This is a genomic window from Pseudomonas sp. HS6 (assembly GCF_023375815.1).
Classification (GTDB): Bacteria; Pseudomonadota; Gammaproteobacteria; order Pseudomonadales; family Pseudomonadaceae; genus Aquipseudomonas.
In genome coordinates this window covers 5,372,927-5,395,489 of record NZ_CP067412.1, presented here as the reverse complement: position 1 = coordinate 5,395,489, position 22,563 = coordinate 5,372,927, and the positions used below count along the sequence as shown (strand labels likewise).

At 60.6% G+C, this 22,563-nt stretch carries 22 protein-coding genes; all 22 read right to left on the bottom strand.

Going from position 1 to position 22,563, the window contains the following annotated elements; translation table 11 throughout:
- The 22 genes from fliI to pseB all read right to left on the bottom strand — a co-directional run bounded on the left by fliI (nucleotide 1) and on the right by pseB (nucleotide 22,542).
- A complete protein-coding gene (gene fliI, locus JJN09_RS24440; RefSeq protein WP_249484129.1) occupies nucleotides 1–1,359 on the bottom strand; it encodes a flagellar protein export ATPase FliI in 1,359 nt (452 codons plus the stop codon).
- On the bottom strand, nucleotides 1,349–2,155 hold the full coding sequence (gene fliH, locus JJN09_RS24435) for a flagellar assembly protein FliH (RefSeq protein ID WP_249484128.1): 807 nt from the start codon (nucleotides 2,153–2,155) through the stop codon (nucleotides 1,349–1,351). The genes fliI and fliH overlap by 11 nt, the downstream gene beginning before the upstream one ends.
- Before the next feature lie 4 nt (nucleotides 2,156–2,159).
- A complete protein-coding gene (gene fliG, locus JJN09_RS24430; RefSeq protein WP_007958288.1) occupies nucleotides 2,160–3,179 on the bottom strand; it encodes a flagellar motor switch protein FliG in 1,020 nt (339 codons plus the stop codon).
- Entirely contained in the window at nucleotides 3,172–4,959 is a 1,788-nt protein-coding gene (fliF, locus tag JJN09_RS24425; RefSeq protein ID WP_249484127.1) for a flagellar basal-body MS-ring/collar protein FliF, read from the bottom strand. Before fliF ends, fliG begins: the two co-directional genes overlap by 8 nt.
- A gap of 15 nt (nucleotides 4,960–4,974) precedes the next feature.
- Nucleotides 4,975–5,304, bottom strand: a complete 330-nt coding sequence (fliE, locus tag JJN09_RS24420; RefSeq protein WP_096822182.1) for a flagellar hook-basal body complex protein FliE — start codon at nucleotides 5,302–5,304, stop codon at nucleotides 4,975–4,977.
- Nucleotides 5,305–5,432: 128 nt separating this feature from the next.
- On the bottom strand, nucleotides 5,433–6,824 hold the full coding sequence (locus JJN09_RS24415) for a sigma-54 dependent transcriptional regulator (RefSeq protein WP_249484126.1): 1,392 nt from the start codon (nucleotides 6,822–6,824) through the stop codon (nucleotides 5,433–5,435).
- A gap of 5 nt (nucleotides 6,825–6,829) precedes the next feature.
- A complete protein-coding gene (locus tag JJN09_RS24410) occupies nucleotides 6,830–8,023 on the bottom strand; it encodes a PAS domain-containing sensor histidine kinase (RefSeq protein ID WP_249490847.1) in 1,194 nt (397 codons plus the stop codon).
- A gap of 128 nt (nucleotides 8,024–8,151) precedes the next feature.
- The gene (locus tag JJN09_RS24405) at nucleotides 8,152–9,627 is read right to left on the bottom strand and encodes a sigma-54 dependent transcriptional regulator (RefSeq protein ID WP_003222863.1); all 1,476 of its coding nucleotides are present in this window, start codon (nucleotides 9,625–9,627) and stop codon (nucleotides 8,152–8,154) included.
- A 172-nt stretch (nucleotides 9,628–9,799) separates the two neighbouring features.
- On the bottom strand, nucleotides 9,800–10,096 hold the full coding sequence (locus JJN09_RS24400) for a flagellar protein FliT (protein WP_249484125.1): 297 nt from the start codon (nucleotides 10,094–10,096) through the stop codon (nucleotides 9,800–9,802).
- A 10-nt stretch (nucleotides 10,097–10,106) separates the two neighbouring features.
- Complete coding sequence (fliS, locus tag JJN09_RS24395) at nucleotides 10,107–10,502, bottom strand: flagellar export chaperone FliS (protein ID WP_249484124.1); 396 nt, start codon at nucleotides 10,500–10,502, stop codon at nucleotides 10,107–10,109.
- Between the two features lie 129 nt (nucleotides 10,503–10,631).
- On the bottom strand, nucleotides 10,632–12,092 hold the full coding sequence (gene fliD, locus JJN09_RS24390; protein WP_249484123.1) for a flagellar filament capping protein FliD: 1,461 nt from the start codon (nucleotides 12,090–12,092) through the stop codon (nucleotides 10,632–10,634).
- An 82-nt stretch (nucleotides 12,093–12,174) separates the two neighbouring features.
- Nucleotides 12,175–12,531, bottom strand: coding sequence for a flagellar protein FlaG (locus JJN09_RS24385; protein WP_179692264.1), 357 nt, complete (start codon nucleotides 12,529–12,531; stop codon nucleotides 12,175–12,177).
- A 73-nt stretch (nucleotides 12,532–12,604) separates the two neighbouring features.
- Nucleotides 12,605–13,456, bottom strand: coding sequence for a flagellin domain-containing protein (locus JJN09_RS24380; RefSeq protein WP_249484122.1), 852 nt, complete (start codon nucleotides 13,454–13,456; stop codon nucleotides 12,605–12,607).
- Nucleotides 13,457–13,699: 243 nt separating this feature from the next.
- Entirely contained in the window at nucleotides 13,700–13,966 is a 267-nt protein-coding gene (locus JJN09_RS24375; protein ID WP_249484121.1) for a hypothetical protein, read from the bottom strand.
- Nucleotides 13,963–15,255, bottom strand: a complete 1,293-nt coding sequence (locus JJN09_RS24370; RefSeq protein ID WP_249484120.1) for a motility associated factor glycosyltransferase family protein — start codon at nucleotides 15,253–15,255, stop codon at nucleotides 13,963–13,965. Before JJN09_RS24370 ends, JJN09_RS24375 begins: the two co-directional genes overlap by 4 nt.
- Nucleotides 15,256–15,341: 86 nt before the next feature.
- Nucleotides 15,342–16,268, bottom strand: a complete 927-nt coding sequence (locus JJN09_RS24365; protein WP_249484119.1) for a ketoacyl-ACP synthase III — start codon at nucleotides 16,266–16,268, stop codon at nucleotides 15,342–15,344.
- 226 nt (nucleotides 16,269–16,494) lie between these two features.
- Nucleotides 16,495–17,547 (bottom strand): pseudaminic acid synthase, encoded by a 1,053-nt coding sequence (gene pseI / locus JJN09_RS24360; RefSeq protein WP_249484118.1) that lies wholly within the window; start codon nucleotides 17,545–17,547, stop codon nucleotides 16,495–16,497.
- Nucleotides 17,544–19,046: a UDP-2,4-diacetamido-2,4,6-trideoxy-beta-L-altropyranose hydrolase gene (pseG, locus tag JJN09_RS24355; RefSeq protein ID WP_249484117.1), complete on the bottom strand. Its 1,503-nt coding sequence runs from the start codon at nucleotides 19,044–19,046 to the stop codon at nucleotides 17,544–17,546. The genes pseI and pseG overlap by 4 nt, the downstream gene beginning before the upstream one ends.
- Complete coding sequence (gene pseF, locus JJN09_RS24350) at nucleotides 19,043–19,738, bottom strand: pseudaminic acid cytidylyltransferase (RefSeq protein WP_249484116.1); 696 nt, start codon at nucleotides 19,736–19,738, stop codon at nucleotides 19,043–19,045. Before pseF ends, pseG begins: the two co-directional genes overlap by 4 nt.
- Nucleotides 19,735–20,355 carry a pseudaminic acid biosynthesis-associated methylase gene (locus JJN09_RS24345; RefSeq protein ID WP_249484115.1) on the bottom strand — a complete coding sequence of 207 codons (621 nt, stop codon included), beginning with the start codon at nucleotides 20,353–20,355 and terminating at the stop codon, nucleotides 19,735–19,737. The genes pseF and JJN09_RS24345 overlap by 4 nt, the downstream gene beginning before the upstream one ends.
- Before the next feature lie 31 nt (nucleotides 20,356–20,386).
- The gene (pseC, locus tag JJN09_RS24340; RefSeq protein WP_249484114.1) at nucleotides 20,387–21,544 is read right to left on the bottom strand and encodes a UDP-4-amino-4,6-dideoxy-N-acetyl-beta-L-altrosamine transaminase; all 1,158 of its coding nucleotides are present in this window, start codon (nucleotides 21,542–21,544) and stop codon (nucleotides 20,387–20,389) included.
- Nucleotides 21,541–22,542 carry a UDP-N-acetylglucosamine 4,6-dehydratase (inverting) gene (pseB, locus tag JJN09_RS24335; RefSeq protein ID WP_249484113.1) on the bottom strand — a complete coding sequence of 334 codons (1,002 nt, stop codon included), beginning with the start codon at nucleotides 22,540–22,542 and terminating at the stop codon, nucleotides 21,541–21,543. The genes pseC and pseB overlap by 4 nt, the downstream gene beginning before the upstream one ends.
- Between the last annotated feature and the right edge of the window lie 21 nt (nucleotides 22,543–22,563).

Below are 22,563 nucleotides of genomic sequence, written 5' to 3'. Positions count from 1 at the left end.
TTACCCGCCGGTCGCAGGGGCAAAAATCGTTTCGAGGTACGCCTCGCTTTCACCCAGGCTGATGCTGTCGTTCAGGCCCTGACGCAGGTATCTGACCAGTTGCGGCTGCAGATTGATGGCAAGGTCCGTCTCGCGGTCGCCGCCGGCAACATAGGCACCGACGCTGATCAGATCTCGACTCTGCTGATACCGCGACCACAACTGCTTGAAGTACTGCGCACGGGTCATGTGTTCCGGCGAGACCACCGCCGGCATCACCCGACTGATCGACGCTTCGATATCGATGGCCGGGTAATGACCTTCTTCGGCCAGACGCCGGGACAACACAATGTGCCCGTCGAGCACGCCTCGCGCCGAGTCTGCAATCGGGTCCTGCTGGTCATCGCCTTCGGACAGCACGGTATAAAACGCGGTGATCGAACCGCCGCCCTTCTCCGCGTTACCGGCGCGCTCCACCAGTTTCGGCAGCTTGGCGAACACCGAAGGCGGATAACCCTTGGTCGCCGGCGGCTCGCCGATGGCCAGGGCGATTTCCCGCTGGGCCTGGGCGAAACGGGTCAGGGAATCCATCAGCAACAGGACGTTCTTGCCCTTGTCGCGGAAATATTCGGCGATCCGCGTGCAGTACATCGCCGCGCGCAGACGCATCAGTGGCGCATCGTCCGCTGGCGACGCCACTACCACCGAACGCTTGAGGCCTTCTTCACCGAGGATGTGTTCGATGAACTCTTTAACTTCACGACCCCGCTCACCGATCAGGCCGACGACGATGATGTCGGCCTCGGTGAAGCGGGTCATCATGCCCAGCAGCACCGATTTACCGACACCGGTACCGGCGAACAGGCCCAGACGCTGACCGCGACCGACCGTCAACAAACCGTTGATGCAACGGATGCCGACGTCCAGCGGTTCGCTGATCGGATCACGGTTGAGCGGGTTGATGGTCGGGCCGTCCATCGGCACCCAGTCTTCGGCCTTCATGCCGCCCTTGCCGTCCAGCGCACGTCCGGCGCCGTCGAGCACGCGACCGAGCATGCTCATGCCCATTGGCAAGCGACCGGTGTCGGCCAGCGGCACCACACGGGCGCCCGGCGCAATACCGGCAACACTGCCGACCGGCATCAGGAAAACTTTGCTGCCGGAGAAACCCATGACTTCGGCTTCAACCTGCGACGGGTGATAGCTGTCGTCGTTGATCACCATGCAGCGGGTGCCCATGGCGGCGCGCAGACCTTCGGCTTCGAGGGTCAGGCCAACCATGCGCAGCAGGCGCCCTTCGAGGATCGGCGCAGCGGGAATTTCGGCGACTTCAGCGTAGGTGCTCAGGCGCTTGGCGAAACTGGTGCGTTCAAGGCGCATCGGGGGCGTCCGCGAGCGGCTCGTCGGTGACTGGTGCCGGCTTCGGCGCTTCCGGCAAGTCCAGGCTCAGGTCCGGTTCGGCCGGGTGCAGGGCTTGTTCGTGCAACTGATCGAAAAGCTTGGCCATGACCTGGCTGACGCGGGTTTCGATGCTCGCATCGATCCGGCTGTGTTCGGTTTCGACCCGGCAACCGCCCGGCAGCAGCGATTCGTCCTCGACGATGCGCCAGGTTTCCTCATGACGTTCGCGCAGGGCTTTGACCTGTTCGAAATCCTGCGGATTGACGTACAGCCGCACATTGCCCACGCCCAGCGGCAACAGCTTGAGGGCGTCGCGCATGACGTGTTCGATCTGTGTCGAATCGATGGCCAGTTCGCGCTGGATCACCTGTTTGGCGATGTGCTGCACGAGGTCGACCAGAGACTTTTCGATCTGGGTGTCTTGCTCGGCGATGGGCTCGAACAGGTTTGCCATCAACTGCTCAAGGCTGTTGACCTTGGCCGTCAGGGCGACGTCGGCTTCCTGACGCACCTTGAGGGTGGCGCTGTGGAAACCTTCTTTTTCGCCGATGGCGAAGCCCTCGTTGTAAGCCTCCTGACGGATGCTTTCGAGTTCTTCCAGGGTCAGTGGCTGGACTTCGTCCAGCGGCACTTCTTCCATCTCCGGCGGTTCGGGCTCCGGTTCCGGCTCGGGTTCCGGTGCCGGCGGATCGAAGCTTGGGATTGCCCAGGTTTCGAAACCGCGGACGTCTCGGGCACGGATCAGGTCCGTCACATCGTCGTCGTTCTTGCCCATGGTGTTAGATCATTTCCTCGCCGCCCTTGCCACCGAGCACGATTTCTCCGGCTTCGGCCATACGGCGGGCGATGGTGAGGATTTCCTTCTGCGCGGTTTCCACGTCGCTGACGCGCACCGGGCCTTTGGCCTCGAGGTCGTCGCGCAGCAGTTCGGCAGCACGTTTGGACATGTTCTTGAAAATCTTCTCCTTGACGCCTTCGTCCGAACCCTTGAGGGCCAGCACCAGTACATCGGAGGACACTTCGCGCAACAGCGCCTGGATACCGCGGTCGTCGACATCGGCCAGGTTGTTGAACACGAACATGAGGTCTTCGATCTGACCGGACAGGTCTTCGTCGACTTCGCGGATCGAGTCCATAAGCTGACCTTCGATCGAGCTGTCGAGGAAGTTCATGATGTCCGCCGCCCGCTTGATGCCACCCAGGGTGGTGCGCGAGGCGTTCGAGTTGCCGGAGAACTGCTTCTCGAGGATCTGGTTCAATTCTTTCAGCGCGGCCGGCTGCACAGTGTTCAACGACGAGACGCGCAGGATGATGTCCAGGCGCACCTTGTGGTCGAAGTTGCCCAGCACTTCACCGGCCTGATCCGGATCGAGGTACGCGACCACGATGGCCTGGATCTGCGGGTGCTCGTAGCGGATCACGTCGGCAACGGCGCGCGGTTCCATCCATTTCAGGCTGTCGAGGCCGCTGGTGTTGCCACCCAGCAGAATGCGGTCGATCAGGCCGTTGGCCTTGTCTTCACCCAGGGCCTGGGTGAGCATTTTGCGCACGTAGTCGTCGGAGCCGACGCCCAGGCTGGTCTGGTCGCCGACGATGTCGACGAACTCGCTCATGACCTGCTCGACCTGCTCACGGTGGACGTTGCCCATCTGGGCCATGGCCACGCCGACTCGCTGAACCTCTTTGGGGCCCATGTGGCGCAGCACTTGTGCGGCATCGGTCGAACCCAGGGACAGCAGCAGAATCGCGGCTTTATCGACCCGGGACAGTTTGGCGACGGCGGCTCGGTTATCACTCATCTGCGTTAATCCACTCTTTCACGACCTGGGCCACACGACCCGGGTCTTCTGCCACCAGACTCTTGATTGCGTTCAACTGAGCGTCATAGCCTTCGCTCGGGCTCGGCAGCAGGATGCTGGTCGGGCCGCCGAGGCTGACGCGATCGTTGGACAGTTCACCGTCCAGACCGCCCATGCCACCCAGCTCCACGTCACCGCCCAGACCGGCCAGTTCCTTGCCTTTGCCGCCACCGGTGATGTTGTTGAGCACCGGACGCAGCACGCCGAACACCAGCACCAGGATGAACAACACACCCAGCACTTGTTTGACGATGTCCCAGAACCATGGCTGGGAGTAGAACGGAATATCGGCAATCACTTCGCCGCGCTCGGCGGAGAACGGCATGTTGATCACGCTGACACTGTCGCCACGGCTGGCGTCGAAACCGACCGCGTCCTGCACCAGACGAGTGAAGCGCGCCAATTCGTCGGCGCTCCACGGCGCGCGGGTGGTTTCGCCGTTGGCCGGGTTGATCTTGACCTGATCGTCTACCACTACCGACACCGACAGGCGATTCAGGCGACCCTGCTGCTGTTTGGTGTGGCTGATGGAACGGTCGAGTTCGAAGTTCTTGGTGGATTGTTGACGCTTGTCTGCCGGGTACGGCGCGAGCATTGGCTGGCCGGTGGCCGGGTCCATGATCTGCTGACCGTTGGCGTCAACCAGCGGCTGGCCCGGTTGCACCATACTCGCCGGGGCGGCTGCGCCACCGGTGGTTTGTGGCGCCGAGGCTGGCGACGGCGGCTGGTTGCTCAGGGCACCCGGTACGCCTTGCGGGCCATTGCTGGCGGTACGCTGTTCATTGACCGACTGTTCGCTGCGTAGCGCCGGTTGATCCGGGTTGAACTGCTCGGCGGTCGATTCAACGGCACTGAAGTCCACGTCGGCCGACACTTCAGCCTTGTAGCGATCATTGCCCAGAACCGGTTGCAGAATATTGTGCACACGCTGGGTGAGCATGCTTTCCATGCGGCGGCTGTAATCGAACTGCTTGCCGGCCATGGTCATTTCAGAGTTTTCCGCCTGATCCGACAGCAGGTTGCCCTTCTGGTCGACGACGGTGATCTGCGACTTGCTCAGCTCGGGAACGGAAGTGGCCACCAGGTTGATGATGGCAACCACCTGACCCGGCTCCAGCGAACGGCCGGAGTACAACTCGACCAGTACGGAAGCACTTGGCTTGCGCTCGTCACGCACGAACACCGAACTCTTCGGGATCGCCAGGTGAACGCGAGCACCCTTGACGTTGTTCAGGGCGGAGATGGTGCGGGCCAGTTCGCCTTCGAGGCCGCGACGATAGCGAGTCGCTTCCATGAACTGGCTGGTGCCCAGACCCTGTTCCTTGTCGAGAATCTCGAAACCGATATTGCCGTCGCTGGGAGTGACACCAGCGGCCGCGAGTTTCAGTCGCGCACGGGACAGGTCATCGGCCTTGACCAGCAAGGCACCGGAATTCGGTTCAACGGTGTAGGGAATATCGGCGGAGGCCAGAGTGTCCATGACCTGCTTGGCGTCCATACCGGCAAGGCTGCCGTACAGAGGCCGGTAGTCCGGTTGCTGCGACCACAGCACCACGGCAAAGCCAATCGCCACGCTCGCAGCCAGGCCGACCAACAGGCCCACCTGACGCAGCATGGTCATCTCGGAGAGGTTTTCCAGGAAGGACAGGCCGAACAGCGGCGGTTTGCCGTCTATCGGGGTGGCCTTGGCCGGAACGTTATCGGCGACTGCTTCTGCCATGACTCAATCTCGTCCTTAAACCGGCATCTGCATGATGTCTTGATAAGCCTGAACCAGTTTGTTGCGCACCTGGGTCAGAGCCTGGAACGACACGCTGGCCTTCTGCGAGGAAATCATCACGTCCGTCAAATCGACGCCGCTCTTGCCGATTTCGAACGCGTTGGCCAATTGGCTCGAAGCCTGTTGGGTATCGTTCACTTTGTTGATGGCCTGACCGAGCATGTCGGAAAAGCTGCTGCCCGCCACTTCAGGGACGGCGGCAGTCGATTTCGGCTTCGACATGGCGTCCATTTGCATGGCCTTCATGTCCGTCATCAACCGATTAATTTCAATACCTTGGCTCATGGTCTACTCTCTTGGGCGGCCCGCAATTTTTTGACACTCACTCGGCGGGTACTCAGGTGTTAGCAACAACGGTGCCAGCTCACGGGCACCGCTTCGAGAAATGCGTTTTCAAACGTTTGCGCCATCCGTCAAGTGGCGAACAGATACCCTTCGACGTCCATCCCGGCATCGCGCATTTGCGCCAGTTTGTAGCGCAACGTACGCGGACTGATACCGAGTTTTTCGGCGGCTTCCTTGCGTCGCCCGCGCTCGGTGCGCAGGGTGTCGATGATCATCTGGAACTCGCGACGACGCAGGTCATCGCCCAGCGCCCCGGCCGAATCCGCCTCGATATCGACTTCACGAATGACTGGCGCAGTCGGCGCTGCCACCGGCAGTGGAGCAAACAGCGCAGGGCCCGAAAGGCAGAAATCCTGCGGCTGGATCAAGCCGCCCTGCTGCAGAATCAACGCCCGCTGAACCGCGTTATCCAGCTCGCGCACATTGCCCGGCCATGGATAACCGATCAGGCACGCCTGCGCCTCGGGCGAGAACTTCGCCATCGCATGCTTCATTTTATTGACGTGTTTGGCCAAAAGACGCTCGGCCAGCGGCAGGATGTCGGCGGTTCGCTCACGCAGCGGACGCCAGGCCAGCGGAAATACCGACAGGCGATAGAAAAGGTCTTCACGGAACCGCCCCGCCGCCACTTCGCCCGCCAGATCCCGGTTGGTGGTCGCGACCACGCGGATATCGAGGGTGATCGGCTTGCGTGCGCCGACCCGTTCCACCTCGCGCTCCTGCAGGACCCGCAGCAACTTGGCTTGCAGGCCCAGGGGCATTTCGGAAATCTCGTCGAGCAGAATGGTGCCGCCGTCGGCCTGCTCGAACTTGCCGGCCTGCGCCGCGATGGCGCCGGTAAACGAACCCTTCTCGTGACCGAACAATGTCGCTTCGAGCATGTTGTCCGGGATCGCCGCGCAGTTAATCGCAATGAACGGCTGACGGGCACGATGGGACTGCTGATGGATGTAGCGCGCCAACACTTCCTTGCCGGTGCCGGACTCGCCGGAAATCAGCACGGTGGAATCACTGCGCGCCACCCGCGCTGCCAGATCCAGCAACTGTGCACTGGCCGGCTCGACCGCGATCGGCCCTTCCGTGTCGGCTGCACCGAGATTACCCAAGGCATGGCGCGCAACCAGGTCCAGCAGCGCCTTGGGCTCGAACGGCTTGACCAGATAATCCGCCGCTCCCTGGCGCATGGCATCGACGGCGCGCTCGACAGCGCCGTGAGCCGTCATCAGCAGCACCGGCAATTGCGGCTGGCGCGCGCGCAGCAGGCCGAGCAACTGATGACCGTCCATACCGGGCATGTTGACGTCGCTGACCACCAGACTGAACGCCTCGCACTCCACAGCCTTCAGCGCCTCCTCGGCCGAACCCACTGCGTGATAATCGTGGCCGGCCAGCAGCAACGTATCGGCCAGCGCCTCGCGCAATGAACGGTCATCCTCGACCAGCAGAACCTTGATGCCCATGACCTTCACTCAGCTCCCTGTACAGCGGAAAACATCGGCAGGATCACCTGCGCGCACGTGCCGCGCCCGACCCGCGAACGCAGCTGCAATTGTCCCTGATGAGCACGCGCCACGGCCTTGACCACGGTCAGGCCCAGGCCAGTACCGGTGACCTTGGTGGTGAAAAACGGCTCGCCCAGCCGCGCCAGCACCGCCGGCTCGATACCGCCGCCGTTGTCACTGACGCACAGGCGCAGAGTGTTGTCGCGGGTGTAGCAATGCACTTTCAGGCGCACGTCGCCGCCACTGGCCTGAATCGCGTTTTCAATGAGATTGAGGACTGCGCCGACCAGCGTGTCGCGATTGCACAGCAACTCACCCGCATGGCTGTCGCACTGCCAGCGAATTGGCAGATCCTGCACATGGGTCAGCGCGGCGGCCTGCAACGACTGCATCAGGGCATTGGGCGTGATGCGGTCGGTCAGCGGCAATTCACCGCGAGCGAACACCAGCATGTCGCGCACCTGGTGCTCCAGCTCATGCAGACGCTCTTTGAGACGCCCGGCAAAACGTTGTTGAGTGGCGACCGGCAGCGCCTGCTCAGTCAAATGACTGGCATACAGCAGCGCGGCGGAAAGCGGCGTGCGAATCTGATGAGCCAGCGAGGCGACCATGCGCCCCAACGACGACAGTCGTTCGTGGCGTGCGAGCTGATCCTGCAAGTGACGGGTTTCAGTCAGGTCGTTGAGCAACACCAGCTGCCCCGGCTCGGCGTCCAACGATCGGGTGGCAATCGACAGGCGTCGACCGTTTCTCAGGGAGATTTCATGACCATCGTCTTCACGGGGCGCGAAGCAGCGGGCGATGACATGGCGCCACAACTCGCCTTCCAGCGGTAAACCGAGCAGATCGATGGCGGCCGGATTGGCCTCGCACACGATGCCATGACCGTCGATGACAATGACGCCACCGGGCAACAGATCGAGGAGATTTTGCAGACGGTTGGCCAGACGTTCTTTTTCCGCCAGCTCCTGCATGCGCTGGGCGCTGACCACGGCCAACTCGCCCTTGAGCTCGGTAACCCGCGCTTCAAGCATGCTGTAGGAGTCGGTGAGTTGACTCGACATCTGGTTGAACAGAGCGAACGCCTGCTCAAGCCCCTGCCGACTGGCCTGCTCTACGGACGGCAGTTGCCCCGAGGACTCGGGAACAGAAGACATCTGGGAGGCTTGGGGCATTGTGCTCTCTCGCTTGGCTGACCGTCAGTTAAACGGAACGTTGCGAGGGACGTAGCAATACCCGTGCCTAAAAAAAACTACTTATAAATGAAGCAGTTGAAAAACAGGCGTCAATCATCCGCCTGTTCATCACCTTCACGTCGGCTCATGCCGTACTTGCGCATCTTCTCCACCAGCGTGGTGCGACGGATGCGCAAACGTTCGGCGGCACGCGCCACGATGCCGTTGGCATCATCCAGCGCCTGCTGGATCAGACCTTGCTCCAGACCACCGAGGTAGTCCTTCAGGTCAAGGCCTTCCGGCGGCAGCATGGCGTTGGCGGTGAAGTCCGGCGTGTGGCCGTTGATTGCCACGCGCTCTTCCAGATCGCTGCGCAGGCTGTCGACCATTTGTTCGTCTTCGTCGTCGACGTAGCGGAATTTCTTCGGCAACTCGACCACGCCAATCACCCCGTACGGATGCATGATCGCCATGCGCTCCACCAGGTTGGCCAGCTCACGGACGTTGCCCGGCCAGCCGTGACGGCAGAGGGACATGATGGCGGCGGAGTTGAAACGGATCGAGCCACGCTTCTCGTGCTCCATCCGCGAAATCAGTTCGTTCATCAACAGCGGAATGTCTTCGACGCGCTCACGCAGCGGCGCCATCTCGATCGGGAACACGTTCAGGCGATAGTAGAGGTCTTCGCGGAAGGTGCCGATCTCGATCATGCTCTCGAGATTCTTGTGGGTCGCGGCGATGATGCGCACATCGACGCTCTGGGTCTTGTTGCTGCCCACGCGCTCAAAGGTGCGTTCCTGCAGCACACGCAGCAGCTTGACCTGCATCGGCAGCGGCATGTCGCCGATTTCATCAAGGAACAACGTACCGCCATTGGCCAGCTCGAAGCGGCCGGCACGGCTGGTGATTGCGCCTGTGAAGGCGCCCTTCTCGTGGCCGAACAGCTCGCTTTCCAGCAACTCGGCCGGGATCGCCCCGCAGTTGACGGGCACGAACGGCGCGTCACGACGCTTGGAATGGTAATGCAGGTTGCGCGCAACCACTTCCTTGCCGGTGCCGGACTCGCCGAGGATCAGCACGCTGGCGTCGGTGTCGGCCACCTGCTGCATCATCTGGCGCACATGCTGGATCGCCCGGCTGGTGCCGACGAGGCTGCGGAACAGGTTGGGCTCGCGATGACGGCCGCGCTCGCGGGCCTGGTCGTACATCTCGCGATAGACCTGGGCGCGGTGCAGGGAGTCCAGCAATTTGCTGTAGCTCGGCGGCATTTCGAGGGTCGAAAGTACCCGGCGGCGCTGGTCTTCGGGCAAGTCCACCGAAGAATTATCGCCCATCAGCAAAACCGGAAGGAACTCATCCCAGGTCGAGAGTGTCTTTAACAGGCCCAAAAGCGCACCAGGAGCATTGACCGTCCCGATCAGTACGCAAATGACCTCACGACTAGACGACAAAGAGCCGACTGCCTGCTGCCAGTCATGGCTTCCGCAGGGTAAATTTTCTTCGCCAAGAAAATTTAAGATCACCGCCAGGTCGCGGCGGCGGACGCTATCGTCATCGATCAGCAGAATTTTGGTTTCACGCCACATGCAATAGCAACTTCCCTAGTCAACTCAATGCCCGATACGAGGGGCAAGCGAGACGCTTGCAGGACACCTTGTGCCTGTAGACGCCTGAAATCTGAAAACAGCCACTAGTTAAGTCAAAAAACCGTGCACAGTCAAATTTATGGCGCACATGTCTGGATTAACTGAGGGTTAATTAACCAAACAGATGGTAAACCTTTGCCGCGTTCTGCGCTTGGGTGATCTGCGACATCTCGTCGACTATCGCCTGACGCTCACCCATGGCGACCTCAAGAAGCTCCTTGTAGACGTGGAGCAACTCCTCAAGGTTATTGCGCAACGCCTCCTCATCCAGCGAAGCCTCGACCATGACGTCTTCCATGCAGGAACGGCAAGCCAGGTCCAGCTCGCCAATGGCTTCCCAGTTGCGCTCGGCCAAGGCGCCGACCAACGCGTCACGGGTATCGGCAATTCGCTGCAATACAAGACTCATGGTGCTCTCCTTAAAACTGGGGGCCTGGCGGAGCAATGCCGTCCCAGCCTTCCTTTACGGTGCGCAGCAGGTCGGCCACCTCGTCGAGTATCCGTGGATCACTCTTGGCGTTGGCTTCGGCGAGTCGCTTCATCATATAGATGTAGAGCTGATTGAGCTCACCTACCGAATCCGCGCTGTTTTCCAGATCCAGGCCTTCACACAGCCCCCCAATGATGCCCACAGCCTTGCTGATGGCCGTGCATTTGGCAGCAATATCCTTGCGCTCGATGGCGCCCTTGGCTTGCGCAATTCGCTCCAGGCCACCTTCCATCAACATTTGCACCAAGCGGTGCGGGCTCGCTTCGGACGTCTGGGCGTGTGCGCCGACTTTCTGATATTGCCGAAGGGCTAACATTGGATTCATGTTCTACCTCATTGCCACAATGACTCGTATAACCAGTGTATCGCCAACGAATCACAGAACTTTAGATCAAAAGACAAAAACCCGGCGCACGCCGATGAAGCGTAGCCGGGTTTTTGTCGTGCCTGCTGGTTACTTCGCGGACTGCTGAGCGTTCAGCGAGGTGAAGAACGACGTAATGCTGCTCGCCGTGGCCTTCATCTGCCCTACCAGCAAGTCCATGGCGTTGTATTTTGCAGTCAACGTCTTGGTCATGCCGGCAACGCGAACATCCAGAGCCGTCTGCTGATCGGCAAGGCTACGCGTGTTTTTGGTAAGAATGGCCATGCGCTGATCAAGCAAACTTGGGGTGGACTTATTGTTCGCTGGCGGGTTGAGATACGGATCGACCGCTTTGCTCATACGCGCCAACAGTCCATTGCTGTCGTCGGTACCCGTGAACAACTGCTGAACCTGACCGGTCATGCCTGGCTGGGCCATGGTCTTGTTGAACGCATTGGTATCAAACGTCAGGTTACCGGTGTTGCGGTCGGTCATCACACCCAACTGCGACAGCACGGCCAGCGGACCACCCGCCCCTGGTGCCGTCAATTCGGCACGAACACTGGCAATCAGTGCACGCGGCATCGCGTCACCGGTGAAAGCCGCTTGCACGGTCAGCTTGCCATCTTCGTCCGGCGTCGCCTTGGACAGCGTATCGATGGTGGTCTTCAACGTGTTGTAGGCATCGACAAACTGCTGAATCGATGTCTGCAAGCCCTTGGTGTTGGCATCTACGCTGATAACAGTCGGAGTGGGTGTCGGCGATCCTGGGCTGACAGTTGTCAGATTCAGGGTCAGACCACTGATTGCACCCGTTACGGTGTTGCTCTTACTGCTGACCTGAAGACCATCGATAGTCAACAGGGCATCTTTGGCAACGCCGTTAACCGCGCCCGAATCACCTGCCGCCGGACTGGCGCCCATCGGCTTGGTACCATCGATTTCGAGGCCGGCAATACCGCTGACGGTGAGGTCGGAACCTGCGCCAGTCTTGTTCGAACTGATCACCAGACGCGAAGCACCACTGGCGTCGGTCACGATGTTGGCGGAAATACCGTTGGCACCCTGAGCCTTGTTGATGGCATCGCGGGTGGTCTGCAACGTAGAACCGGCCGGAATGTCGACATTGTAATCAGTGCCATTCTGACTGATTTTCAGGGTACCACTCGGAATGGCACTGGCGGCACCGCCGGCGAAAGAGGCACTGGCAATCTTCGAACCGGTGGCCAACTGGGTCACAGCAACATTGTAACTGCCCGACACTGCAGTGCTGTCGGAAGTAGCATTCAGAACGTTCGTGTTACTCGAAGTCGCGGTAAAGCCGGCAAACGCAGGGTTGGTCGTGCTGCCCAGATTTTTCATCGCCGTCTGGAACGTGGTCAGTGCGCTCTTCAACGAACCGATGCCGGAAATCTTCAGCGTGTTGGCTTTGGTTGCGGTATCGATTTGCGTCTGCTTGGGCGACTTGTCGGCGTTGACCAGCGCAGTGACAATCGCACCGATATCCAGGCCGGAACCCAGTCCGGAACCCGGTAGAATTGGACTTGCCATGTGCATCTCCCTTCAGATTGTTGCCATTCTTTTGACCGCTACACGCGTCCTGAGAACGGACAAACATTATTCATGCCAGCTCTCAGACTTTGGCGTCGAACAATACGTGGCTCGCGTTCGCGAGGCTGTCTGCCAGTTTGAGGGCTTCTGCGGAGGGGATCTGTCGAACGACCTCACCCGTCTCGCTTGCGATCACCTTGACGATGACCTTCCCGGAGTGTTCGTCGATAGAGAACTCCAGATTGCGCTTGATCGATTGAACGAACTTCTCGATCTCCTGCACCGCCAGCTTCAACTTGGTTTCGTCCGTATCCTGACCCTTGGCAGCGACCGGCGCTTCAGTCTTGACAACTTTGGGCGTCTCTGACGGTTTGTCAGCAACCGGCGTTACGGGCTTGGGAGCCGGATAAGACTGGTTAAGCTTTACGCTCATGTCCATGCTCATCACCTCCTAACGTAAAAAGGCGAGAGAGCACGACTAGCGCACTCCCCCGCCCGAACTCATTCCGAAATTACTGAAGCAGCTTCAGTACAGCGGAAGGCAGTTGGTTGGCTTGAGCCAGAACGGAGGTCGAAGCCTGCTGCAGAGTTTGCTGCTTGGTCAGGTTAGCAGTTTCTGCGGCGAAGTCGGTGTCTTGTACACGACCCTGTGCAGCGGTGGTGTTCTCAACGATGTTCTGCAGGTTCTGGATGGTGCTGTTCAGACGGTTTTGCGAAGCACCCAGGCTGGCACGGGTATCACCGATCGCAGCGATAGCAGCGTCGATTGCAGTGATAGCGTTGTCGATGTTGCTGCCAGCGATAGCTGGAGTAGTACCGGTCAGAGCCAGAGTAGCTTTGTCCACGGACAGGCTGACGGCGTCGAATTTCGAGCTCAGTACCAGGTCGATGTGGTTAGCAGTACCGGTGTTTGCGCCAACTTGCAGAGTCACAGTACCAGCCGAACCGTCCAGCAGGTTTTTGCCGTTCAGGTTGGTGGAAGCAGAGATACGGGTGATTTCGTCGGACAGGTCAGCGAATTCGCCGTTGGTTGCGCGCTGGTCAGCAGTGCCGTTGGTGCCGGTACGTGCTTTAACAGCCAGTTCACGCATACGCTGCAGGATGTCGGTAGTAGCTTGCAGAGCGCCTTCAGCGGTCTGAGCAACGGAGATACCGTCGTTGGCGTTCTGGATAGCCTGGTTGCCACCGCGGATTTGCGATTGCATACGAGTGGAGATCTGCAGGCCAGCGGCGTCGTCTTTAGCGCTGTTGATTTTCAGGCCGGAAGACAGGCGCTGCATCGAAGTCGACAGAGCGTCGGAAGCGCGGTTCAGGTTTTTCTGAACGTTCAACGACGTGGTGTTGGTGTTTACTGTTAAAGCCATGACGAATTCCTCGTTGGTTGGGTACTGCGGCTTCCGGCCCTGGCAACCGCCGGGTATGGCCTAGAGAACCTTCGTAATAGTTATCGTCGGGTTTGCAGGTTGCTTGAGGGCTTTTTTGAAAATTTTTGCCATCACCCTGCCACCCCCCGGAAAACAAAGACTTAGCAGCACTTCACCTTCGAAAAAATGACGTCATAAAACCGTCCGCAACGCAAACCTGCGGGCCAGCGCTGTCGGCATTACTCAAGCCGCAGAACTTTCCAGCAACTGGATCAATTCGTACTCCATGAAGTCAGCGAGCCCGAGCCAGTCCTGGCGCTCCTGACAATCAAGCATTTGCGTGAGCGCTTGCGCCCACGACTGCTGGACATCCGGCGAAGCAGACGCCAGCAATTGCTGCGCACCTTCAAAGACATCGACCATCTCCAACGCCGCCTCGACATCGCGCCCCAGCCGAAACAGGCCGGCACAACGCAGGCATTCGTCGACACAGCCTTGCAGTTCATTCATTGCACGAACTCCTGATTGAAATGCGCCCCGGCAATCAAGGCACCTGCGCGGCTGCTGTTGAAAAACTCGACCTGCGGCTGACTGGCGATGTAACGCTCCAGCACACACAGATAACCGCGAAAATTGAGTTGCGTACTGACGCGCTCACCGAAGCCGTCACGCACCCAGTGCCGTGCCTGGTTCACCGGCGGCCCCAGGTCGCCGTCATTCCAGCCGGCATGGGTCTTGTTCATCGGGAAGGCAAAATCGGCGCCGAACAGCGTGATGCGTGCGGCGCCCATCTTCACCGCCAGATCCACGGCCGGATGAATCACGCTGCCGCCCATATGCAACAGCGCCCGTGGGTGCTGCTCACGCAATGCCGCATAGACCGGACTGGCCGAGTAACCGCCATAACGCTTGCCCTTCCATGCCCTCAACACCTCAGGATCACTCATGGGCAGGTACACCAGCGGGATGCCGTCGGACTCCTCGAAAGGCAAATGCCGAAAGCTGATGCGCTGATCGATGCTCACCACATAGTCGGGCACGATCCCGTGCTCGCGCAGTGGCCGGTAGGCGGTGTCGACGCAAATGAACAACGGGCGCTCGGCCCGCTCGCGGATCGCAGCCAGACGTTCGAAATGCTGTTCCAGCGTCGGCCCGGTGCCGATCACATAGATCTCCCGACCGGCACAGGTGCCGAACAACGTCGCCACATCATCGTCTGCTAGCAATACCGGCAAGCAATCCTTCAGACGCTGCTGGATGAAGGGCGACTGCGGATCGAACTCACGATTGTTGAAACTCAAGTGCACTTCGCTGACCAGTCGATCACGGATCTTCGCGTTGAAGTCATCGGCCAGCAGCATTTCGGCGGGCAAGGCAAAAAACGGCGTGCAGATATCCGACAGGTCACCGGCATACAGAAGTTCTACTCGCGGGTCCTCCAGCCATTGCCGCTGATCAATCAGCTGCAACACCAGGGCAAACAGCGCGCCATTGAGAATGTGCACATACAGTCGCTCAAGCACGGCCCGTTCCAGCAGCACGGTCGGTAAATCCCCGAGACCGGTGCCATAGACGTGCAATCGCGGCTTATCCGCCGGCAGGCTGGCGGCCTGGATCCGGGCTTCGTGAATGCGATCATGGCGGCTGGTGAGTTGAATGCCGTTGATACTCAGCGTCGACCCCAGCCCCTGCGTCAGCTCGGCCTCGATTGCCGAACTGTCTTCGCTCAGCAATCGCGCGAACAGCGCCGGCCAGCGTCGCTCGATGATTTCAACGTTGGCCTGGAAAAACTCGCTCATGGCGCCTCGCGCTCCATTCAGGCAAAAAAATAGCGTTCAAGGTTACCCCTTGAACGCTTTTTTTGTATCCGTCGTTTTTAGCGGATTCAAGGACGATAGATAATCGCCGAACCCCAGGACAGACCGACACCGAAACCACTGATCGCAATGCGCTGCCAGTCGGAATCCATCACGTGTTTTTCCAGCAGCAGCGGCACACTCGACGACACGGTGTTGCCGGTCTCGACCATGTCCTTGATGAACTTCTCAGGCTCGCCTTCGAAGCGCCGCGCCACGGCATCGACAATCGCCGCACTGCCCTGGTGAATGCAGAAGGCATCGATGTCATCGGCATTGAGACCCGAATCGTCGAGCAATTCGTGCAAGTGTGCCGGGACTTTGAGCAGCGCGAAGTTGAACACCTGACGACCGTTCATGAAGAACACACCGTCAGTCACTTTCAGGTGCGGCGCACCGGAACCGTCGGTACCGAACTTGGCCTTGCCCAGCGCCCAGGTCGGATCTTCGCCCATCCACGTCGCGGTAGCGGCATCGCCGAACAGCATCGTGGTGTTGCGGTCTTCCGGGTCGACGATCTTCGAATACGGGTCGGCGGTGATCAGCAGACCGTTCTTCAGGCCGGCGGCTTCCATGAAGCCCTTGATCGCGTAGATCCCATAGACGTAACCGGAGCAACCCAGGGAAATATCGAACGCTGCGACGTTGGTCGGCAGGCCGAGCTTGTCCTGGACGATCGCAGCGGTGTGCGGCAGGCCTTCTTCGTCACCGTTCTGGGTGACGACGATCAATGCATCGATGGATTCACGTTTCAGTTCAGGGTTGTTGGCAAACAGCGCATTGGCCGCTTCAACGCACAGATCGGAGGTTTCCTGTTCCGCGTCTTTGCGTGGCAGGAAGGCCGAACCGATCTTGCCGAGGATGAATTCTTCATCCTTCTCGAATTTTGCACCTTGTGCGTAATTGTCCACGCCGGCTACAGGAACGTAGCTCGCAATGCTTTTTATGCCAATCATTACGGCTTCCCAATAATAAACAGCCCAATACCACCGCTCGCAAGGATTTCGAGGGGCGCCGACAAACAGAAAACGGCCGCCACAACGGGCAGCCACGGGGAGCGCAAAGGGCTATCACTGCAACCGATAACGGGCCAGGCGCCATCTCCCCGGTCAATACAATACAGTGAAGATGCGCGTTATGACTCGCAGGTCACGCTATTTTGCCGAATCGGTGCAGATCGGGTTATTCGACCAGCGACCAGTCCAGCGGCGTGCCGCGCTTGATCGGCGCGCGTGCGCGGCGGCCGAGGACGGCGTCGGTGTGCTTGGGCGGCAGACCGAGACCGGGACGAATGGCGCGCAGGTTGGCCGCCGTGAAGGGTTCGCCGGCCGCCATATCAGCCGTGACGTACAGCGACCGGCGGTAGACCACGGACTTTTTCTCAGCCTCGGTCACGCCGTAATGCACCTGACCCATGGCCTGCCAGGCACGCTCGGTTTCCAGCACCAGGCTGGCCATTTCCGCAGGTTCCAGGGAAAAACTCGCGTCCACCCCGCCCGCCGCGCGGTCGAGGGTGAAGTGTTTTTCAACCACCGTGGCACCGAGCGCCACAGCGGCCACCGACACACCAACGCCCATCGAATGATCGGACAGCCCCACCTGACAACCGAACAACTCACGCAGATGCGGGATGGTGCGTACGTTGCTGTTGAGCGGTGTCGCCGGGTAGGTGCTGGTGCATTTGAGCAACACCAGATCCTTGCACCCGGCTTCACGGGCAACGCGCACGGTTTCGTCGAGCTCGGCGATGCTGGCCATGCCGGTGGAAATGATCAGTGGCTTGCCAGTCGCCGCCACACGACGTATCAGCGGTAGATCGGTGTTTTCGAAACTGGCGATCTTGTAGGCCGGCACATCGAGGCTTTCAAGAAAATCCACGGCGCTGTCATCGAACGGCGTCGAAAACGCGAGCATGCCCAGCGCTTTGGCCCGGGCAAAGATCGGCGCGTGCCATTCCCAGGGCGTGTGGGCCTTTTCATACAGATCGTAAAGCGACGTGCCGGCCCACAGGCTGTTCGGATCCTTGATGAAGAATTCGCCTTCCGCCAGATCCAGGGTCATGGTTTCAGCGGTGTAGGTTTGCAGCTTCAAGGCGTGGGCACCGGCCTTGGCCGCCGCCTCGACAATCTGCAAGGCGACGTCCAGCGACTGGTTATGGTTGCCGCTCATTTCGGCAATGATGAACGGCGGTGCGTCGGCACCGATCAGGCGATCGCCAATCTTGAAACTGTTCATGAACGGTGTTCCTTCAAATCCTTGGTGAACGCGCAGGCACTTTGGGTGAACCCGGCATCACGAAATACATTCAATGAGGCCTGGTTGGCCGGCAACACCTGTGCAGTGATTGCGGTCAATTGCGGCCACTGCGCCGCGACGAACGCTTCGCCCCGCGTCAGCAGCGCCCTGCCCCAGCCGAGACCGAAACGCCCCTCCAGCAGATACAGCGAAACTTCGGCTTCAAAGCCGCGCAGATCGTAGCGCAACGCACCGACCGGGCCGTCATCGGCTTCGGCGATCAACAACAGCCGTTGAGGATTGCGCAAACTGGCGCTCAACCAGTTCAGATGCTGCGACCACTCGATCGCGCCGTTCTTCACCGACCAGCGCTGCACGGCGTCGGCGTTGCGCCCGTCGAACATTACCTGCGCATCGTCCAGCGTCGCGACCCGCAACCTGAGTACCGCACCGGCCAGTGCCGCCGCGACCCGCAGCGCACCGCGCCCGTCGACCAGTTGCCGCGAACGCTCGGCCAGGCTCTGGCGCAGATAAAAGTTGTCGACGACAAAGCCGACGGCATCGCGCAGTTGTTCGACGCTGACCTGCTCCCGTGCGCCCATGAACACATGCGCCCCGGCCGCCGCCATCACCTCACCGTTGGCCTGCTGGTTGTTCGACACCGCGATGCAGATCGTCGGCAGGCCCAGGGCTGCGCGCTCCCAACTGGTGCCACCGCCGGCGCCGATGAACAGGTCGGCCTCGGTCATGCGCCGATGAAAATCGCTGACGAAACTGTGCAGACGCCAGTTCCGCCGTGTCTCGGCCAGTGCCTGCATCTCTGCCCACGCCGGGTTGTCGGCGCCGGCGACGAAATCCACTTCAAGCGCCGAAAAATCCGCCAGTGCCAGCATCGCGTGATGAGTCTGTCGCGCCGCGTCGAAGCCGCCGAAATTCACCAGCACCCGTCGCGCCACGGGCTTGATCTCGATGGCCGGACCACTGAACTCCTCGCGCAACATGGCAAAGCGCGGACCGAGCAGCGTTCGACAGCCTGCCGGCAGCAGCGGCTGATAGTTTTCGCTGAGGCCGGAGAGGTTCTGATTGAGCAGCAGATCCACGTTGTAGCGACGGGTCGCCAGATCGTCCACGGCGGCGATCCGTGGCGCGAAGCGCCGGGCAGCGGTCTGCCAGTGATGATCGAGGCCGTAGTGGTCGGCGATGACCCAGTCGAATTCGGCCTGACCTTCCAGTTGCGTCGCCAGCGCATTGATATCCGCCTGCCACGGCAGCATCGACTCGATGGCCTGCTCCGGGTCTTCACCGGCATAGCGATCCGGCAACGCGAACGTCTCGAAGCCTTCGCCCTGCAACGCATCGAGCCGATGGCCGGGCAAACGACGGCAGGCGAACGCGACATGACTGCCTTGGGCGCGCAACACCCGCGCCAGCGTCAGGCAACGGGCGATGTGGCCGCTGCCGATGGTGGGTGAGGCGTCGGCGCGGATCAGCACTCTCATTGCAGCTCCCCGCCAGCCTTGAGTGCGGCGTAGAGGTATTCAGCGCGTTTCCAGTCTTCGGCGGTGTCGATGTCCTGCACCAGATGCCGGGGCAGGATCACCGGCAGGCTGGCTGGCGAATACAGAATCTCGCCAAGCAACCAGGCCTCGCTGCGCCCCCAATAGAACTGGCCGGCATCCTGAAAGGCAGCGGGCAGATCCTGCGAACGGGTATTGCGAAACTCGGGGTACAACGCCGTCAGCGCGCCCTGCCCGTCCAGGGTCAAGGCGCGCTGCACCGGAAAGCCGAAATCGGTGACCGAAAAAGCAAAGGACTTGTCGGGATGCTGCTCCAGCAACTCGAGCCCCTGACACAGGAAACGCGCCTGCAACAGTGGCGCCGTGGCGTACACGCAACAGGCGTAATCAAAGTGCGGCAATTGCTGCAAGGCATGCACGATCACCGCGGCAGTGCCGGTGAAATCGTCGGCCAGCTCCGCCGGGCGCAAGAACGGCACCTGTGCGCCATGGGCCTGCGCCAGCTCGGCGATCTCTTCGTCATCGGTGCTGACCACCACCTGATCGAACAACCCGGAATCCAGCGCCGTGCGAATCGAACGGGCAATCATCGGCACACCGTCGAACGGTTTGAGGTTCTTGCGCGGAATGCGTTTGCTTCCGCCGCGGGCCGGGATGATTGCAACGTTGCTCAAGGGCGTTTTTCCAACAGGAACCAGGTGACGTCGTCCATCGGGAATTGCGGGTCGCGGTGATAACCGAAACCGTAATCCAGCAGTTGCAGATCAGGATAGCGATCGAGCATTTCCCCGGCGAAATCCCGTTTGAACAACTTGCCGCTGTTGCCGCGATAGGACACTTCAACCGGCGAGGGATTGTAGTACTCGGCGATCAGGATGTAGCGCTGGCTCAGCTCGTACAACTGCGCATAGGCAGTCGGCAACAGCGCCGGGGCCAGATGAATCAGCACGCCTTTGCTGAGCGTCAGGTCGTATTGGCGCTCCCGGGGGAAATCGAACAGCGAGCCGTGCCAGATCTTCGCAATCTCCAGCGCCCGGGCCTGGGCACAGGCGTTGGCGTTGATTTCGACACCGAACAGCTCGCAGCGCGGCAACAGCTGACGCAACGCCTGCAAGTTGTTGCCAGCGTTGGTGCCCAGTTCCAGCAGACTGTCGATCCGTCCGGCCCGGGTCAGCGCTTTGGCGAACAACGCCAGATTGGCCGCCACCAGCGGTTGCCCGACGTTGCGGTCAACGTACTGGTTGCCGAACTCGCCCTGCCAGAATTGTTCTTGTTCGCTCAGATCACGCATTGCCGTTTTCCATCCACCGCCGCAGCGGTATTCATTCAGTCAACCGACGCAATTGCTCGACCACGTAATCCTGTTGCTGATCGCTCAGTAACGGAAACAGCGGCAGGCTGATCGCTTCGGCGTAATAACGCTCGGCCTCGGGAAAGTCTCCCTCGGCGAAACCCAGTTCACGATAGTACGGCTGCAAATGCACCGGAATGTAGTGCAGGTTCACGCCGATGCCGGCCGCGCGCAAGCCTTCGAACACCTGACGGTGGCTGAGGTTGATGCGCTCGGTCTGCAAGCGCACCACGTACAGGTGCCAGGCCGATTCGGCGTCCGGCTGGATGCTCGGCACGGTGACCGGCAAATACGCCAGCAAGCGCTCGTAACGCGCTGCCAGTTCCCGACGACGGGCGATGAACTCGTCCAGCTTGCTCAGCTGTGACAAACCCAGTGCAGCTTGCAGATCGGTGATCCGATAATTGAAACCCAGCTCGACCTGTTGGTAATACCACGGGCCGTGGCTGGGCTCGGTCATCTGCTGCGGATCCCGGGTCATGCCGTGGCTGCGCAGGCGTTGCAGTCGCTCAGCCAGTTCCGGGCGATTGGTCAGCACCATGCCGCCCTCGCCGCTGGTGATGATCTTCACCGGGTGAAAGCTGAACACCGTCATCGCGGCAAATTCACCGCAACCCACCGGGCGCCCGGCGTAGCTCGCGCCAACCGCGTGGGACGCGTCCTCGATCACGGTGAAGTTGTAGCGCTCCGCCAGTTCGGCGATTCGCCGCATGTCGCAGCTCTGCCCGGAGAACGCCACCGCCACCAGCACTTTGGGCAAGGTGCCGTCGCGCTCGGCAGCATCGAGTTTGCTGGCCAGAACTTCGGCATCGAGGTTCCAGGTCAGCGGATCGATGTCGACGAAGTCAACGTCGGCGCCGCAGTATCGGCCGCAGTTGGCCGACGCCAGAAAGGTGTTCGGCGTGGTCCACAAGCGGTCGCCCGCTCCCAGCCCCGCCGCCAGACAGGCAATGTGCAGCGCCGCCGTGGCGTTGCACACCGCGACCGCGAAATCCGCCTGGCAACGCTCGGCCATCGCCTGCTCGAAGCGCTCGATGGTCGGCCCCTGGGTCAACCAGTCGGACTGCAACACCTCGACGACCGCGTCGATGTCCGTCTGATCGAGGCTTTGCCGACCGTAGGGAATCATACCGACAGCTTCGCGTGCAGGTCGGCGATCTGCCCCACCGAGAGGAAATGCGGGTTGGTGTCGGAGCGGTATTCGAAATCTTCACCGACCGGCACGCCACGCTCGCCGACTTTGTCCTCGGCGAAATCCACATCGACGCTGGTAAAGCGGATCGAAGGCTGGATCGTATAGTGATCTTCGAACTCCAGCGTCATCCGCGCATCGTCCAGCGGCACCATCAATTCGTGCAGTTTTTCGCCCGGACGGATACCGACATTCTTGTGCGGCAGGTGCTCGGCCATGCCGCGAGCCAGATCGACAATGCGGATCGACGGGATCTTCGGCACGAACACTTCACCGCCGTGCATCCGCGCAAAGCTGTCGAGGACGAACTGCACACCGTGATCGAGGGTGATCCAGAAACGGGTCATGCGCTCGTCGGTGATCGGCAGTTCGGTCGCGCCCTCGGCAATCAGCTTGCTGAAGAATGGCACCACCGATCCGCGCGAGCCCGCCACGTTGCCGTAGCGAACCACGGCAAAACGCGTCTGTTGCTCACCGGCAATGTTGTTGGCGGCGACGAACAATTTGTCCGACAGCAACTTGGTGGCGCCGTACAGGTTGATCGGGCTCGCCGCCTTGTCGGTGGACAACGCCACGACTTTCTTCACGCCGTTGTCGATGGCGGCGGCGATGATGTTCTCCGCGCCGTTGACATTGGTGCGAATGCACTCGGTCGGGTTGTACTCCGCCGCCGGCACCTGTTTCAACGCCGCGGCGTGCACCACGTAGTCTATGCCGCGCATGGCCTGGCGCAGACGCTCGGCGTCGCGCACGTCACCGAGGAAGTAACGCATGCACGGCGCGTTGAACGTCTGCTGCATTTCGTACTGTTTGAGTTCATCCCGGGAGAACACCACCACCCGCTTGGGCTGGTATTGCTCGAGCAGGCGCGCAATGAACTTGCGCCCGAACGAGCCGGTGCCACCGGAGATGAAAATCGATTTACCGTTGAACATGTTCTGATTCCTGTCCGGCAG